Below are 14,029 nucleotides of genomic sequence, written 5' to 3' on the forward strand. Positions count from 1 at the left end.
TCTTCACCCACGCCCTAGAGAGGTCCTCCCATGCGCTCCTTCGCACTGTCCCTGGCCGGCGCCGCCGCCATCGCCTTCCTCGCCGCGCCCGCGCAGGCCGAGGACAAGTTCACCTACATGACCAACTGGTACGCGCAGGCCGAGCACGGCGGCTTCTACCAGGCCGTGGCGCAGGGCATCTACAAGAAGTACGGCCTCGACGTGACCATCAAGATGGGCGGCCCGCAGGTCAACATCACGCAGATGATGGCGGCCGGCCAGGCCGACTGCATCATGGGCTCGAGCGACATCCAGATGATGCAGGTGCGCGAGGGCGGCGTGCCGGTGGTCAACGTGGCGGCCTTCTTCCAGAAGGACCCGCAGGTGCTGATCGCGCACGACGACGTGAAGGGCTTCGAGGACCTCAAGGGCAAGACGCTGCTGATCGGCGCGCAGGCCAACCGCGGCTACTGGCCCTGGCTCAAGGCCAAGTTCGGCCTCAAGGACGAGCAGACCCGGCCCTACACCTTCAACATCCAGCCCTTCGTGGCCGACAGGAACACGGCCCAGCAGGGCTACCTGACCTCCGAGCCCTACGCGATCCAGAAGGCCGGCGTGAAGAGCACCGTGCTGATGTTTAGCGACCACGGCTTCCCGGCCTATGCCACCACCGTCTCGTGCATGGAGAAGACGGTGAAGGAGCGCAGCAAGCAGGTCGCGGCCTTCGTCAAGGCCTCGGCCGAAGGCTGGAAGAGCTACCTCGCCGATCCCGCGCCCGCCAACGCGCTGATCAAGAAGGACAACCCCAACATGACCGACGACCAGCTCGCCTACAGCGTGGCCAAGCTCAAGGAGATGGGAATGATCACGGGCGGCGACGCGGCCAAGCTCGGCATCGGCGTGATGACCGACACGCGCGCCAAGGCCAGCTACGACTTCCTCGTGAGCGCCAAGCTGCTCGACCCGGCCAAGGTCGAGCTCGCGAAGACCTACACGACCGAGTTCGTGAAGGACGCCAAGGTATTGCCCTGATCGTCGCCACGCCATGAACCGCATCGACCCCCACACCCTCGCGCCGCCGACGGTGCCTGCCGTGCCCGCGGTGGAAGTGCTCTCGGCCGAGAAGACCTATCCCAACGGCACGCAGGCGCTGCTGCCGGTCGACCTGTCGATCGCCGAGGGCGAGTTCGTCACGCTGCTCGGCCCCTCGGGCTGCGGCAAGAGCACGCTGCTCAAGATGGTGGCGGGCATGCTCGAGCCCAGCGACGGCCGGCTGCTGGTGTGGCGCAAGCCGGTGGCGCAGCTGCATGACCGCCCGCACAAGCTGTCCTTCGTGTTCCAGTCGCCCACGCTGATGCCCTGGGCCAGCGTGCAGACCAACGTGCGGCTGCCGCTCGACCTGGCGGGCGTGCCGCGCAAGGAGGCCGATGCGCGCGTGATGGAGTCGCTGGCGCTGGTGGGCCTCGAGAAGTTCGCCAGCGCGCTGCCGCGCGCGCTCTCGGGCGGCATGCAGATGCGGGTGTCGATCGCGCGCGGGCTGGTCACGCAGCCCGACCTGCTGCTGATGGACGAGCCCTTCGGCGCGCTCGACGAGATCACGCGCCACAAGCTCGACGCCGACCTGCTCGAGCTCTGGCGCAAGAAGAAGCTCACGGTGATCTTCGTGACGCACTCGATCCACGAGGCGGTGTTCCTCTCGAGCCGCGTGGTGATGATGGCCGCGCGGCCGGGCCGCGTGGTCGAGCAGTTCCAGATCGACGAGCCCTATCCGCGCAGCGCCGACTTCATGGTCACGCCCGAATTCGCGCGCCATGCGAAGCGGCTGCAGGACAGCCTGCTGCGTGCCAGCCATGCCGACGAGGAGCACGCGCGATGAGCCGCACGCCGCTGCTGAGCCAGCCGCGCGTGCAGCGCGTGCTCTATCCGATGGCGATCGGCCTGCTGCTGATCGCGCTGTGGCAATGGATGGTGGTGGCGATGGAGCTGCCGCCCTACCTCGTGCCCTCGCCCTGGCTGATGCTGCAGACGCTGGTGACCGACTGGGCACCGCTGGGCAACGCGCTGCTGGTCACGCTCAAGATCACGGTGCTGTCCTTCGTGCTCGCCACGGTGGCGGGCGTGCTGATCTCGTTCCTGTTCGTGCAGAGCAAGCGCATCGAGACAGCGCTCTTTCCGTACGCGGTGCTGCTGCAGGTCACGCCGATCGTGGCGGTGGCGCCGCTGATCATCATCTGGGTCAAGAACCCGACGGCCGCGATGACCGTGTGCGCGGCGCTGGTGGCGCTGTTCCCGATCATCAGCAACACCACGCTGGGCCTGCGCAGCATCGACCCCGACCTGCAGAGCTACTTCAAGCTCAACCGCGCCACGCGCTGGCAGCAACTGGTGCGGCTGCGCATCCCGAGCGCGCTGCCCTACTTCTTCGGCGGCCTGCGCATCTCGAGCGGCCTCGCGCTGATCGGCGCGGTGGTGGCGGAGTTCGTGGCCGGCACCGGCGGCTCGGGCGCGGGACTGGCCTACCAGATCCTGCAGGCGGGCTTCCAGCTGAACATCCCGCGGATGTTCGCCGCGCTGCTGCTGATTTCCCTCACCGGCGTCGCGCTCTTCGTGCTGATGGCCTGGCTCACCAAGGTGGCGCTGGGCTCGTGGCATGCGAGCGAACTTTCCCAGGACTGATCCCGACATGAACGCACAAGAATCCTCCATCGGGCCGCTGCTGCTCGAACTCCCCGACCTCGACTGGATCACCGACGAGGGCCGCGTCGTGCGGTTGTCGCAGGACTTCTCCTGGTTCAGCCCGGTGCTCAAGCGCCAGCTCGAGGGCAAGCACGCCGACGTGGTGGTGCGCCCGCGCAGCGAGGACGAGATCCGCGCGGTGGTCGGCGCCTGCGCGCGCCACGGCGTGCCGATCACCGTGCGCGGCAGCGGCACCGGCAACTACGGCCAGACCACGCCGCTGGCCGGCGGCGTGGTGCTCGACATGACCGGCTACAACGCCTGCCTCTGGGTGCAGCCCGGCGTGGCGCGCGCGCAGGCCGGCATCCGCCTGGGCGAGCTCGAGAAGCAGACCAGGGCCAGCGGCCAGGAGATGCGCTGCGTGCCCTCGACCTACCGCAGCGCCACGCTCGGCGGCCTGTTCGGTGGCGGCTTCGGCGGCGTGGGCTCGATCAACTACGGGCCGCTGGGCGCGCCCGGCAACGTGCTCGGCATCCGCGCGATGACCATCGAGGCCGAACCCCAGGTGGTGGAGCTGCGCGGCGCCGAGGCGATGCGCATGCACCACCTGTGGGGCACCAACGGGCTGGTGCTCGAACTCGAGGTCGCGCTGGCGCCCGCGCATCCGTGGCTCGAGACGCTCGTGACCTTCTCCGATTTCGAGGGCGCGCTGAACTTCGCCGACCGGCTCGCGAACGCGCCGGGCATCGTGAAGCGCGAGGTGTCGTTCTATGCGGCGCCGATCTCCGACCACCTGGCGCAGCTCGCGGCGCACCTGCCCAAGGGCTGCCACACGGTGCTGTCGCTGGTGGCCGAGGCCAGCGAGCCGGCGCTGCTGCAACTGGTCGAGAGCTTCGGCGGCGCCGTGAGCTACCGCAAGACCGCGGCCGAGGTGCAGAAGAGCAACCGCACCCTGATGGAGTTCACCTGGAACCACACGACGCTGCACGCGCTCAAGGTCGACCCGACCCTGACCTACCTGCAGAGCGGCTTCGTGCCGGGGCGCCACGTGGCGCAGGTCATCGAGATGGAGAAGCTGCTCGGCGGCGAAGTGATGATGCACCTGGAGTTCATCCGCAACGTGGCGGGCCTGATGACCTGCAGCGGCCTGCAGCTGGTGCGCTTCAGCACCGAGGAACGGCTGCAGGAGATCATGCAGATCCACCGCGAGCACGAGGTGCACATCAACAACCCGCACGTGAACATCGTCGAGGACGGCAAGGCCGGCGGCCCGCTGCCGCCCGAGGTGATCGCGGTGAAGCGGCGCTTCGATCCGCTGGGCCTGCTGAACCCCGGCAAGCTGCGCGACTGGCCGGTGAAGCCGCGCGCGGCCGCGGTGGCGGCCTGAGTCAGGCCGCGCGGCGGCGCCGCACGAAGGCGACCGCGACGATCGCGCAGGCCAGGCCCCACAGCGGCCACAGCCCGAGGTGCGCGACCCAGCGCGCATAGGGCGTGAGGCCGGTGCGGCCCTCGACCGAGGCCTCGAGCACGCCGCGCGTGAGCCGCGGCAGCGCATGGGTCACGCGGCCCTCGGCGTCGATGACCACGGTGGCACCGGTGTTGGTGGCGCGGACCATCGGCCGCGCGAACTCGAGCGCGCGCATGCGCGAGATCGCGAGATGCTGGTCGATGGCGATCGAATCGCCGAACCAGGCGATGTTGCTGACGTTGAGCAGGATGGTCGGTGCCGTCGCCGCGTCGCGGAAGTTGGCGCCGATCTCGTCGCCGAACAAGTCCTCGTAGCAGATGTTCGGCGCGATGCGCTGGCCCTGCCAGGCGAGCGCGGGCTGCGCGAGGCCGCCGCTGCGGAAGTCGCCGAGCGGGATGCTCATCATGTCGATGAACCAGCGGAAGCCGAAGGGAATGAACTCGCCGAAGGGCACGAGGTGGTGCTTGCTGTAGGCGTAGGCCGAGGCGGCTCCGGGCCGGAACCCGAGCACGGTGTTGGTGTAGCCCTGGCGGTCGCCCAGCGGCAGGCCGACCACGGCCGCCTGGCTGCCGCTCGCATAGCGCGCCTGGATCGCCTCGAGGTAGCCCGTGGGCAGTTGCTGCGGCAGCAGCGGGATCGCGGTCTCGGGCGTGACCACCAGCGAGGCCCTGGCATCGCGCAGCTGTTCGCCGTACCAGCGCAGCGCGTTCTCGATGCCGCCGTTGGGGACGAACTTCTCGTCCTGCGCGATGTTGCCCTGCAGCAGCGCGACCTGCAGCGTGCCCGCGGCTTCGCCGCGCGAGGGCTGGGCCACGAGCGGAAAGCCGAACACGAGGGCGATCAGCAACGCGGCGCCCGCGAGCTCGGCGCGGGCCGCGGGCCGTGCCAGCGCGACCAGTGCGGCAGCCAGGGCCGCGACGGCGCCGATGCCGTAGACGCCGACCCACGGCGCCCAGCCCGAGAGCGGGCCCTCGACATGCGCATAGCCGCCCGCGCCCCAGGGAAAACCGGTGAACCAGCTGCCGCGCACCAGCTCGGCCAGCGTCCACAGCGCGGCAAAGACCAGTGCGCCGATGACCGTGCCGCGCGGACCGCGCCGCACGAACCAGGCACCGGCCAAGGCGTAGTACAGCCCGAGCGCGGCCGCGAGCGCGAGCACCGCGATCGCGGCCAGCGGCGCGGCGAGGCCGCCGTAGGTGTGCATCGAGATGAAGAGCCACCAGAAGGTGCCGCAGAGCCAGGCGGTGGAGAACAGCCAGGCATGCAGCCCGGCGCGGCGCCAGCCCGCGTGCTGATCGCGCAGGCGGCGCAGCCCGAAGGCGAGGACGCCGAGCGACACCAGCTGCAGCAGCCACATCGGCCGGCCCGAGCCGGGCAAGGCGATCGAGGCGGCCTGCCCCAGTCCGGCCAGCAGGAAGGCCAGCGCCAGCAGTGCGGCGCGCATCAGTCGGCCGCGTCGCCGCCGCGGGCCGGCGACACCTTGAACCAGCGCACCGCGCCGCCCTTGGTGTGCAGCACCACGAAGTCGAAGCCGCCGATCGCATGGTGCTCGCCGCGCTTGGGCACGTGGCCCATTTCGTGCGCGATCAGGCCGCCGATGGTGTCGAAGTCCTCGCTGAGCTGTTCCTCGTCGAACACGATGCCGAAGGCCTCGGCCACGCGCTCGATCGGCGTGTCGCCCGAGACGCGGTAGGTGTGGTCGGCCAGGCCGAAGATGTCGCCCTCGTCCTCGGCGATGTCGAACTCGTCCTCGATCTCGCCGACGATCTGCTCGAGCACGTCCTCGATGGTGATCAGGCCGGCCACGCGGCCGAACTCGTCGATGACGATCGCCAGGTGGTTGCGGTTGCCGCGGAATTCGCGCAGCAGGTCGTTGAGGCCCTTGCTCTCGGGCACGAAGGTCGCGGGCCGCAGCAGCGCGCGGATGTTCAGGCCCGGCGCGCGCTGCAGCTTGAGCAGGTCCTTCGCGAGCAGGATGCCGATGATGTTTTCCTTCTCGCCCTCGTACACCGGGAAGCGCGAGTGCGCGGTGTCGATGACCAGGTGCAGCAGCGCGTCGTAGGGCGCGTCGATGTTCACCAGGTCCATGCGCGGTGCCGCGACCATCACGTCGCCGGCCGTCATGTCGGCCATGCGCAGCACGCCTTCGAGCATCACGCGCGATTCGGCGCCGATCACCTGGTTGTCTTCGGCATCCGCCAGGGTTTCGATCAGCTCGTCGCGCGAGTCCGGACCGGGATGGATGAATTCGGCGAGCTTCTGGAGAAAGCCGCGCTTGTCTTCCCGTTCGACGGGTGCGCGTTCAGGGTGAGGTTCGGCCACTGCGGGAGGGCGTAGTTGGGGGGAGTGCAAGGATACCGGATTGCATGTGACAGGCTCTACCGGGTCCGCCTGGGGGTATGCAAGGAGCGTTCCCGGGCAGGGCCGGGCCGCCCGAGGACCTTATTGCGCCGACTTGCCGCGCGCGTCGCGCACGCCGCTGCGGACTTCCTGCAGGCTGGCCAGGAAGGCCCAGAACTGCTTCGCGCGCGTCTTGAGGTGGAAGTCGACCGCCGCGTAGTGCTCGAGCGCGATCTCGCTCATGCGGCTGTCGAAGGTGGCGCTCGGCAGCTGCAGGTGGGCTTCCGATTCGGAACCGCTGCGCACCACGGTGGCGCCGGCATTGCGCGCGATCTTGAGCATCGCGGCGTTCTCGCTCAACGCATGGATGAACAGCATGCCCACGCCTTCGTTGCGCGCCACGACCACGGCGCGCTCGAACAGCCGGGCGCCATAGCCGCGTCCGCGGGCATGGGCCGAGACGGAAACGCCGAATTCGGCGCAGTCGCTGTGCTGGTCGTCGGGCGCGAAGGCCAGGTGGGCCATCGCGATCAGCTCGAGCTTGCGGTTGTAGATGCCGAACAGTTCGTCGCGGTCGAAGTCGAGGCCGTCGACATAGCGCTGCACCTGCTCGTCGCCCGCGGCATAGCCGAAGCGCAGGTAGCGGTCGTGGGCGCTGAGCGCCAGCAGGTGGCGCGCGATGCGCTCGCGCTCGCGCGGGCCGATCGAGCGGATCGGCACCATGACGGGCTGCGGCGCGGCAACGGCGCGTGGTTGGGCCTCAACCATCGGCGCCTTCAGAAAAGAGCCGAGGCCGAGGGATGCCCTGAGGAGGTCCTTGGCGGTAAGCATGGCTTGAATGTAAGGGTTTTCCCTTAACCCACAAGCCCGGCGGGACACTTTCGTGACTCATTTGTGAATCAATACCCGAAAGCGTGTGCCCGGAGCAACTTTTTCGTGCCTAGACCGGCACGGCTGTGGTGGCTTTGACACGGTCCAGCACGAAACTGGTCTTGCAGTCCTGCACGCTCGGGTGCTTGAGCAGGGTGTCCATGATGAAGCGGCTGTAGTGGGCCATGTCGGCCACGACCACGCGCAGCAGGTAATCCATCTCGCCCGTGAGGGCGGCGCACTCGACGACTTCGGGCCAGGTCTGCACACTGGCGCGGAACAGGTCCATCGGGTTGCGCTTGTGGCTCTCGGTGTGCTTTTCGAGCCGCACGTTGAGATAGGCCGTGAGGCCCAGCCCGACGGCCTCGGGCTTGACCAGCGCCACGTAGCGGTCGATCACGCGCTGCTCCTCGAGCCGCTTGACCCGGCGCAGCACGGCGCTGGGCGAGAGGCTGACCTGCTCGGCGATCTGGTCGTAGGTGGCGCGGCCATCTGCTTGCAGCGTGCGCAGAATCAGCCGATCTATCTTGTCGAGTGCTTCCATAAGGAGATTTTTGCACTTTTCCTGCAATCGGTCCAAGAAACACGCCCGCAAACGCTGAAATCATGAGCGGCAGTCGACCTACATTGCTGCACTGGCCGAGCCGCCATCCTTTTACTTTCCCCTCGATCCCCACTTCTTCGGAGACTGCCATGAGCCACGCCGACGCGCCCGCCTTCACGCCCTGGGACAACCCCATGGGCACCGACGGCTTTGAATTCATCGAATACGCGGCACCCGATCCGGTCGCCATGGGCAAGGTCTTCGAGCGCATGGGCTTCACGGCCATCGCCAAGCATCGCCACAAGAACGTGCTGCTGTACCGCCAGGGCGAGATCAACTTCATCCTGAACGCCGAGCCCGATTCGTTCGCGCAGCGCTTCGCGCGCGAGCACGGCCCGAGCGTGTGCGCCATCGCCTTCCGCGTGCAGGACGCCAAGGCCGCCTACGAGCGCGCCACCTCGCTGGGTGCCTGGGGCTTTGCCGACAAGGCCGGCCCGGGCGAGCTGAACATCCCCGCCATCAAGGGCATCGGCGACAGCCTGATCTACCTGGTCGACCGCTGGCCCGGCAAGAACGGCGCGAAGCCCGGCGACATCGGCAACATCGGCTTCTACGACGTCGACTTCGAACCGCTGCCGGGCGTGGCCTCGCAGGACGCCCTGACCACCAAGGGCAACGGCCTGACCTACATCGACCACCTGACGCACAACGTCTACCGCGGCCGCATGAACACCTGGGCCGGCTTCTACGAGAAGCTGTTCAACTTCCGCGAGATCAAGTACTTCGACATCGAAGGCCAGGTCACCGGCGTGAAGAGCAAGGCCATGACCAGCCCCTGCGGCAAGATCCGCATCCCGATCAACGAAGAGGGCAAGGAACAGGCCGGCCAGATCCAGGAATACCTGGATATGTACAAGGGCGAGGGCATCCAGCACATCGCGATGGGCTCGGACGACCTCTACGAGACGGTCGACGCGCTGCGCGCCAAGGGCGTGACCCTGCTGGACACCATCGACACCTACTACGAGCTGGTCGACAAGCGCATCCCGGGCCACGGCGAGAGCGTGGAAGAGCTGCAGAAGCGCAAGATCCTGATCGACGGCAAGAAGGACGCGCTGCTGCTGCAGATCTTCAGCGAGAACCAGCTCGGCCCGATCTTCTTCGAGTTCATCCAGCGCAAGGGCGACGACGGCTTCGGCAACGGCAACTTCAAGGCGCTGTTCGAGAGCATCGAGCTCGACCAGATGCGCCGCGGCGTGCTGACCGCCGCAAAATAAGCGCTCCTTCCACCCTCCAGGAGCTCCGCATGCGCAACATCCTCTCGATCGGCCTGACCCCCCTCGCTGCGGCGGTCGTTCTTTCGGGATGCGCGGCGGGGCCGGGAGGCGCGCCGGCCGCCAGCGCCTCGGGCTCGCACCTCGACAGCGTGCAGAAGGCGGCCGTGCTGCGCCTCTGCACGCCGGGCGACTACCGCCCCTTCAGCTTCCAGAAGGCCGACGCCTCGTTCGAAGGCATCGACGTCGACCTGATGGCCGGCTTCAGCGCCAGCCTGGGCGCCAAGCCCGAGTGGATCAAGACCACCTGGGCCAACCTGCTGCCCGACCTCGCGGCCGGCAAGTGCGACATCGCCGTGGGCGGCGTGTCGGTGACCACCGACCGCCAGAAGCGGGCCTTCTTCAGCGCGCCCTACATGGTCAACGGCAAGACGCCGATCGCGCGCTGCGCCGACGTGGCCAAGTACCAGAGCGTGGCCGACATCGACAAGCCGGCCACGCGCGTCATCTTCAATCCGGGCGGCAGCAACGAACGCTTCGCCCGCACCAACTTCAAGCAGGCCCGGCTCACGCTGCATGGCGAAAACGTGACGATCTTCGACGAGATCCTCGCCAACCGCGCCGACGTGTTCGTGACCGAGTCGGCCGAGGCGATCGTGCAGCAGAAGCTCAAGCCGGGCCTGTGCGCGATCAATCCCGACAAGCCGCTGCAGTATGGCGAAATGGCCTGGATGCTGCCGCGCGACGATGTGGCCTTCAAGGCCTATGTCGACCAATGGCTGCACCTTCAGCAGGCCGGCGGCGACTTCCAGCGCGTCATGGACCGCTGGCTCAAGTAATCAACCGAAGCACCCATGGACACCCCTGCCACCGTCGTCACGCCCGCCGTCTACGGCGCCTCCGATCGCCCGCCGCGCGGCGACTATTCGCGCGGCGGCACGGTGCAGGCCGACTACACCTGCGCGCAGGACTGGGCCAGCTACACGGCGGCCGACCACGACACCTACAAGCGGCTCTACGAGCGCCAGGCCGCGCAGTTGCCGGGGCTGGCCTGCGATGCCTTCATCAAGGCGCTGCCGCTGTTGGGCGTGAAGGACCGCATCCCGCGCTTCGAGGAGCTCAACGAGCGGCTGCACAAGGCCACCGGCTGGGAGATCGTGGCGGTGCCGGGGCTGATTCCCGAGCTGCCCTTCTTCACGCTGCTCGCGAACCGCAAGTTTCCGGTCACCGACTGGATCCGCAAGCCCGAGGAGTTCAACTACATCGTCGAGCCCGATGTGTTCCACGACCTGTTCGGGCACGTGCCGATGCTGTTCGATCCGACCTTCGCGGACTACGTGCAGCGCTATGGCGCCGGCGGCATCAAGGCCCACGAACTCGATGCCGGCGAGAAGCTGGCGCGGCTGTACTGGTACACGGTGGAGTTCGGGCTGATCCGCCAGCCCGATGGACTGCGTGCCTATGGCGCCGGCATCCTGAGCTCGGTCGGCGAGCTGCAGCATGCGGTGCGCTCGAACGAGCCGCTGCGGCTGCCGCTCGACCTGCTGCGCACCATGCGCACGCTCTACAAGATCGACACCTACCAGGCCAACTACTTCGTCATCGACAGCTTCGCGCAGCTGTTCGACCTGACCGAGCCCGACTTCGCGCCGCTGTACCGGGCGCTGGAGACGGCGACCGACATTCCGGCCGGCGTGCTGCAGCCCGGCGAATCCGGCAAGGCCTGAGCTTCTTTTTCGGCAGCCGTGCCGAAGTGCGCGGCTCCCGTTCGCTCCATGCATCGATCGGCAGCTATCGCGCAGGCGACAGCCGATGCATTTACCTAGGACAAGCCCGCTGGTCGCTTGTCCTGTGCGGCTCCCACAATCCGCGCCAAAGGAGCTTGCATGCAGACATCCGCGCGACAGCACTATCCGGCCGGCGTACCGCACGAGATCGATCCCGAGCAGTACCGATCGCTTTCCCACATGTTCGATGAGGCTTTCGGCCGCTATGCCGACCGCCCGTTCTCGGTGTGCATGGAGCGCTGGATGTCGTACGGCGAGCTCGATGCGCAGTCGAAGGCACTCGGCGCCTGGCTGCAGTCGCGCGGGCTCGAGCCCGGCGCGCGGGTGGCGATCATGCTGCCGAACATCCCGCAGTTCGCGGTCACCATGTGTGCCGTGCTGCGCGCGGGCTACACCTGCGTGAACGTCAATCCGCTGTACACCGCGCGCGAGCTCGAGCATCAGCTCAAGGACTCGGGCGCGACGGCGATCGTGATCCTCGAGAACTTCGCCTCCACGCTCGAGCAGGTGATCGAGAAGACGCCCGTGAAGCACGTGGTCATCACGGCGATGGGCGACCTGCTCGGCGGCCTCTACGGCAGCTGGATCACGCTCGCGGTGCGGCATCTGAAGAAGATGGTGCCGCCGTTCAAGTTGCCGCTGAGCGATGGCCGCACGGTCACGCCGTTCTCGCAGGCGCTCGCCGAAGGGCGTGGCCGCACGCTGGCGGCCGACAAGAGCACGCTCGACTCGATCGCCTTCCTGCAGTACACGGGCGGCACGACCGGGCTGTCGAAGGGGGCGGTGCTCACGCATCGCAACATCGTGGCCGCCACCCTGCAGGCCGAGGCCTGGTTCACGCCGGCGCTCGCGCGCGCGGGCGACCTCGCGAAGGTCAACAGCATCGCTGCGCTGCCGCTGTATCACATCTTCGCGCTCACGCTGTGCCTGCTCGTGATCCGCCAGGGCTCGCACATGACGCTGGTGCCGAACCCGCGCGACTTCGACAAGTTCATCGCAGTGCTGAAGAAGCGACCCTTCCACATGCTGCCGGCGGTGAACACGCTGTTCAACGCGCTGTTGATGCATCCCGAGTTCAAGACCATCGACTTCTCGACGCTGTTCGTCTCGCAGGCCGGTGGCATGGCCGCTTCGGAGGGCACGGCGAAGCGCTGGTTCGAGGCCACCGGCTGCCCCATGATCGAAGGCTGGGGCATGAGCGAGACCTGCGCGATCGGCACCAACAACCCGGTGTCGAACACCAAGTTCACCGGCACCATCGGCCTGCCGTTGCCGAGCATCGAGATCGCGATCAAGGACGATGAAGGCAATTCGATGCCGATCGGCGAATCGGGCGAGCTCTGCATCAAGGGTCCGAACGTGATGAAGGGCTACTACAACCAGCCGGCCGAGACGGCGGCGGCCTTCACCGCCGACGGCTTCATGCGCACCGGCGACGTCGCCGTGATGCAGGAAGACGGCTACAGCCGCATCGTCGACCGCAAGAAGGACATGATCCTGGTCAGCGGCTTCAACGTGTTCCCGAACGAGCTCGAGAACGTGATCTCGCTGTGCCCCGGCGTGGTGGAATGCGCGGCCATCGGCGTGCCCGACGAGAAGCAGGGCGAGGCGATCAAGGTGTTCGTGGTGCGCCGCGACCCGAGCCTGACCGAGGAGGCTGTGCTGCAATACTGCAATGGACAACTCACCGGCTACAAGCGCCCACGGCACATCGAATTCCGCGATGCGCTGCCCAAGACCAACGTCGGCAAGATCCTGCGCCGCGAACTCCGCACCACCGCTTCCGCGGGCCATTGAATGAGCGCGGCGGCGGTCGCCGGGTTACCGGCGAATGTCGTCGTGCTCGAGCGAGGGTGGCTATCGTCCAACAACATTCTCGTGGTCGGCGCCGATGAGACGGCGCTGATCGATACCGGATATGTGGCGCACGCCGAGCAGACGGTGGCGCTGGTCGAGTCGGCATTGGACGGGCGGCCGCTGGACCGGGTGCTCAACACGCACCTGCACAGCGACCATTGCGGCGGGAATGCGGCGCTGCAGGCGCGCTATCCGGACCTTCGCATCGAGATCCCGCCGGGCGAGGCCGCGCTGGTGGAGCGCTGGGATGAAGAAGGGCTGAGCTTCAGGGCGACGGGGCAGAGCTGTCCGCGGTTTCACGTCTCCGGGTTACTGCAGCCCGGGACCGAACGCGATGTCGGTGGACTATGCTGGCAGATTCATGCGGCGCCCGGTCACGATTCGCATTCGGTCATTCTTTTCGAGCCTGTGTCGCGGACCTTGGCGTCGGCTGATGCGCTGTGGGAGAGCGGGTTCGGTATCGCGTTTCCGGAATTGAAGGGGGAACCGTCGTTCGGAGAGATGGCGGCCACCCTGGATCTGATCGAGCGCCTGGCGCCATTGATCGTGATTCCGGGGCACGGATCGATCTTCACGGACGTGGAAGCCGCGCTGAAGGTGGCGCGGCGACGGCTCCAGGGGCTGCAGCGGGATCCCGTCAAGCACGCGCGGCATGCGATCAAGGTGCTGATCAAGTTCAAGCTGCTGGAAAAGCAGCGGATGTCGCGTGGCGACTGGATGGCCTGGGTGCGCGAGACGCCTTATCTGGCCATGGTGTGCGCCCGGTTCTTCGAGGGCGTGTCGCTGGATGTCTTGGCGCAGGAGATCTTGGCCGAACTCGTCGCTGCGCGGGCTGCTGAAATCACGGAAGACGAGGTTCGGAACCTCTGAATTCTTGAAATGGTCGGGCCTGTCTACGGCGTCCCGATTTCATTCAAATAAAGCGCCGCCAATGATCCGGCAATAAAAAAGCGCCCTGTCGTGGACGGGGCGCTTTTTCGTTTCTGCAAAGAAAAAAGCCCCAACCGATTGGTTGGGGCTTTTTTGGCTGTAAGAGCCTGACGATGACCTACTTTCACACGGGAACCCGCACTATCATCGGCGCTGAGTCGTTTCACTGTCCTGTTCGGGATGGGAAGGAGTGGGACCAACTCGCTATGGTCATCAGGCATAAAGGGTTGTCTGGCTGATCACGCGATCAACCAAACGAATTCATAGAGTTTTGAATCAGCACGCGCGGTGGCGTTATTTGAAT

Annotated in this window: 13 protein-coding genes and 1 rRNA gene; 9 read left to right on the forward strand and 5 right to left on the reverse strand. The window is 67.1% G+C overall.

Features of this window, described 5'->3' with window-relative positions:
• Positions 1 to 30 precede the first annotated feature (30 nt).
• The 4 genes from R0232_RS31330 to R0232_RS31345 are packed head-to-tail and all read left to right on the forward strand — an operon-like array spanning position 31 to position 4,042.
• Entirely contained in the window at positions 31 to 1,011 is a 981-nt protein-coding gene (locus R0232_RS31330) for an ABC transporter substrate-binding protein (protein ID WP_431510570.1), read from the forward strand.
• A gap of 13 nt (positions 1,012 to 1,024) precedes the next feature.
• Entirely contained in the window at positions 1,025 to 1,855 is an 831-nt protein-coding gene (locus tag R0232_RS31335) for an ABC transporter ATP-binding protein (RefSeq protein ID WP_431510571.1), read from the forward strand.
• Entirely contained in the window at positions 1,852 to 2,655 is an 804-nt protein-coding gene (locus tag R0232_RS31340) for an ABC transporter permease (RefSeq protein WP_093348306.1), read from the forward strand. Before R0232_RS31335 ends, R0232_RS31340 begins: the two co-directional genes overlap by 4 nt.
• A 7-nt stretch (positions 2,656 to 2,662) precedes the next feature.
• Positions 2,663 to 4,042 (forward strand): FAD-binding oxidoreductase, encoded by a 1,380-nt coding sequence (locus R0232_RS31345; protein WP_398501501.1) that lies wholly within the window; start codon positions 2,663 to 2,665, stop codon positions 4,040 to 4,042.
• Between the two features lies 1 nt (position 4,043).
• Here R0232_RS31345 and lnt read toward each other — a convergent pair whose 3' ends face one another.
• The 4 genes from lnt to R0232_RS31365 form a co-directional block, all read right to left on the reverse strand.
• Positions 4,044 to 5,567 (reverse strand): apolipoprotein N-acyltransferase, encoded by a 1,524-nt coding sequence (lnt, locus tag R0232_RS31350; protein WP_431510572.1) that lies wholly within the window; start codon positions 5,565 to 5,567, stop codon positions 4,044 to 4,046.
• Positions 5,567 to 6,445, reverse strand: a complete 879-nt coding sequence (locus R0232_RS31355) for an HlyC/CorC family transporter (RefSeq protein ID WP_057596996.1) — start codon at positions 6,443 to 6,445, stop codon at positions 5,567 to 5,569. Before R0232_RS31355 ends, lnt begins: the two co-directional genes overlap by 1 nt.
• A 120-nt stretch (positions 6,446 to 6,565) precedes the next feature.
• Positions 6,566 to 7,294: an N-acetyltransferase family protein gene (locus R0232_RS31360; protein WP_431510573.1), complete on the reverse strand. Its 729-nt coding sequence runs from the start codon at positions 7,292 to 7,294 to the stop codon at positions 6,566 to 6,568.
• Between the two features lie 109 nt (positions 7,295 to 7,403).
• Positions 7,404 to 7,877, reverse strand: coding sequence for an Lrp/AsnC family transcriptional regulator (locus R0232_RS31365; RefSeq protein ID WP_057596999.1), 474 nt, complete (start codon positions 7,875 to 7,877; stop codon positions 7,404 to 7,406).
• 149 nt (positions 7,878 to 8,026) lie between these two features.
• Between R0232_RS31365 and hppD the strand changes: the two genes are divergently transcribed.
• The 5 genes from hppD (at position 8,027) to R0232_RS31390 (ending at position 13,665) form a co-directional block, all read left to right on the forward strand.
• Positions 8,027 to 9,154, forward strand: a complete 1,128-nt coding sequence (gene hppD, locus R0232_RS31370) for a 4-hydroxyphenylpyruvate dioxygenase (RefSeq protein WP_209543890.1) — start codon at positions 8,027 to 8,029, stop codon at positions 9,152 to 9,154.
• Between the two features lie 29 nt (positions 9,155 to 9,183).
• Positions 9,184 to 9,990 (forward strand): transporter substrate-binding domain-containing protein, encoded by an 807-nt coding sequence (locus R0232_RS31375; protein ID WP_431510574.1) that lies wholly within the window; start codon positions 9,184 to 9,186, stop codon positions 9,988 to 9,990.
• Positions 9,991 to 10,005: 15 nt separating this feature from the next.
• Positions 10,006 to 10,878, forward strand: a complete 873-nt coding sequence (phhA, locus tag R0232_RS31380) for a phenylalanine 4-monooxygenase (protein WP_093348323.1) — start codon at positions 10,006 to 10,008, stop codon at positions 10,876 to 10,878.
• Between the two features lie 159 nt (positions 10,879 to 11,037).
• On the forward strand, positions 11,038 to 12,735 hold the full coding sequence (locus R0232_RS31385; RefSeq protein WP_208510954.1) for an AMP-binding protein: 1,698 nt from the start codon (positions 11,038 to 11,040) through the stop codon (positions 12,733 to 12,735).
• A complete protein-coding gene (locus R0232_RS31390) occupies positions 12,736 to 13,665 on the forward strand; it encodes an MBL fold metallo-hydrolase (RefSeq protein WP_431510575.1) in 930 nt (309 codons plus the stop codon).
• A 165-nt stretch (positions 13,666 to 13,830) separates the two neighbouring features.
• On the opposite strand, the gene rrf is transcribed toward R0232_RS31390, so the two are convergent.
• Positions 13,831 to 13,943, reverse strand: a 5S ribosomal RNA gene (gene rrf / locus R0232_RS31395).
• Between the last annotated feature and the right edge of the window lie 86 nt (positions 13,944 to 14,029).

Source organism: Variovorax sp. DAIF25, from assembly GCF_050711835.1.
In the GTDB taxonomy this organism is placed as follows: Bacteria; Pseudomonadota; Gammaproteobacteria; order Burkholderiales; family Burkholderiaceae_C; genus Variovorax.

What these genes read in the sequence shown, in the direction of transcription:
- R0232_RS31330 (WP_431510570.1), top strand. Translation starts at nt 31, where the DNA reads ATGCGCTCCTTCGCACTGTCCCTGGCCGGCGCCGCCGCCATCGCCTTC.
- R0232_RS31335 (WP_431510571.1), top strand. Translation starts at nt 1,025, where the DNA reads ATGAACCGCATCGACCCCCACACCCTCGCGCCGCCGACGGTGCCTGCC.
- R0232_RS31340 (WP_093348306.1), top strand. Translation starts at nt 1,852, where the DNA reads ATGAGCCGCACGCCGCTGCTGAGCCAGCCGCGCGTGCAGCGCGTGCTC.
- R0232_RS31345 (WP_398501501.1), top strand. Translation starts at nt 2,663, where the DNA reads ATGAACGCACAAGAATCCTCCATCGGGCCGCTGCTGCTCGAACTCCCC.
- lnt (WP_431510572.1), bottom strand. Translation starts at nt 5,567, where the DNA reads ATGCGCGCCGCACTGCTGGCGCTGGCCTTCCTGCTGGCCGGACTGGGG.
- R0232_RS31360 (WP_431510573.1), bottom strand. Translation starts at nt 7,294, where the DNA reads ATGCTTACCGCCAAGGACCTCCTCAGGGCATCCCTCGGCCTCGGCTCT.
- R0232_RS31365 (WP_057596999.1), bottom strand. Translation starts at nt 7,877, where the DNA reads ATGGAAGCACTCGACAAGATAGATCGGCTGATTCTGCGCACGCTGCAA.
- hppD (WP_209543890.1), top strand. Translation starts at nt 8,027, where the DNA reads ATGAGCCACGCCGACGCGCCCGCCTTCACGCCCTGGGACAACCCCATG.
- R0232_RS31375 (WP_431510574.1), top strand. Translation starts at nt 9,184, where the DNA reads ATGCGCAACATCCTCTCGATCGGCCTGACCCCCCTCGCTGCGGCGGTC.
- phhA (WP_093348323.1), top strand. Translation starts at nt 10,006, where the DNA reads ATGGACACCCCTGCCACCGTCGTCACGCCCGCCGTCTACGGCGCCTCC.
- R0232_RS31385 (WP_208510954.1), top strand. Translation starts at nt 11,038, where the DNA reads ATGCAGACATCCGCGCGACAGCACTATCCGGCCGGCGTACCGCACGAG.
- R0232_RS31390 (WP_431510575.1), top strand. Translation starts at nt 12,736, where the DNA reads ATGAGCGCGGCGGCGGTCGCCGGGTTACCGGCGAATGTCGTCGTGCTC.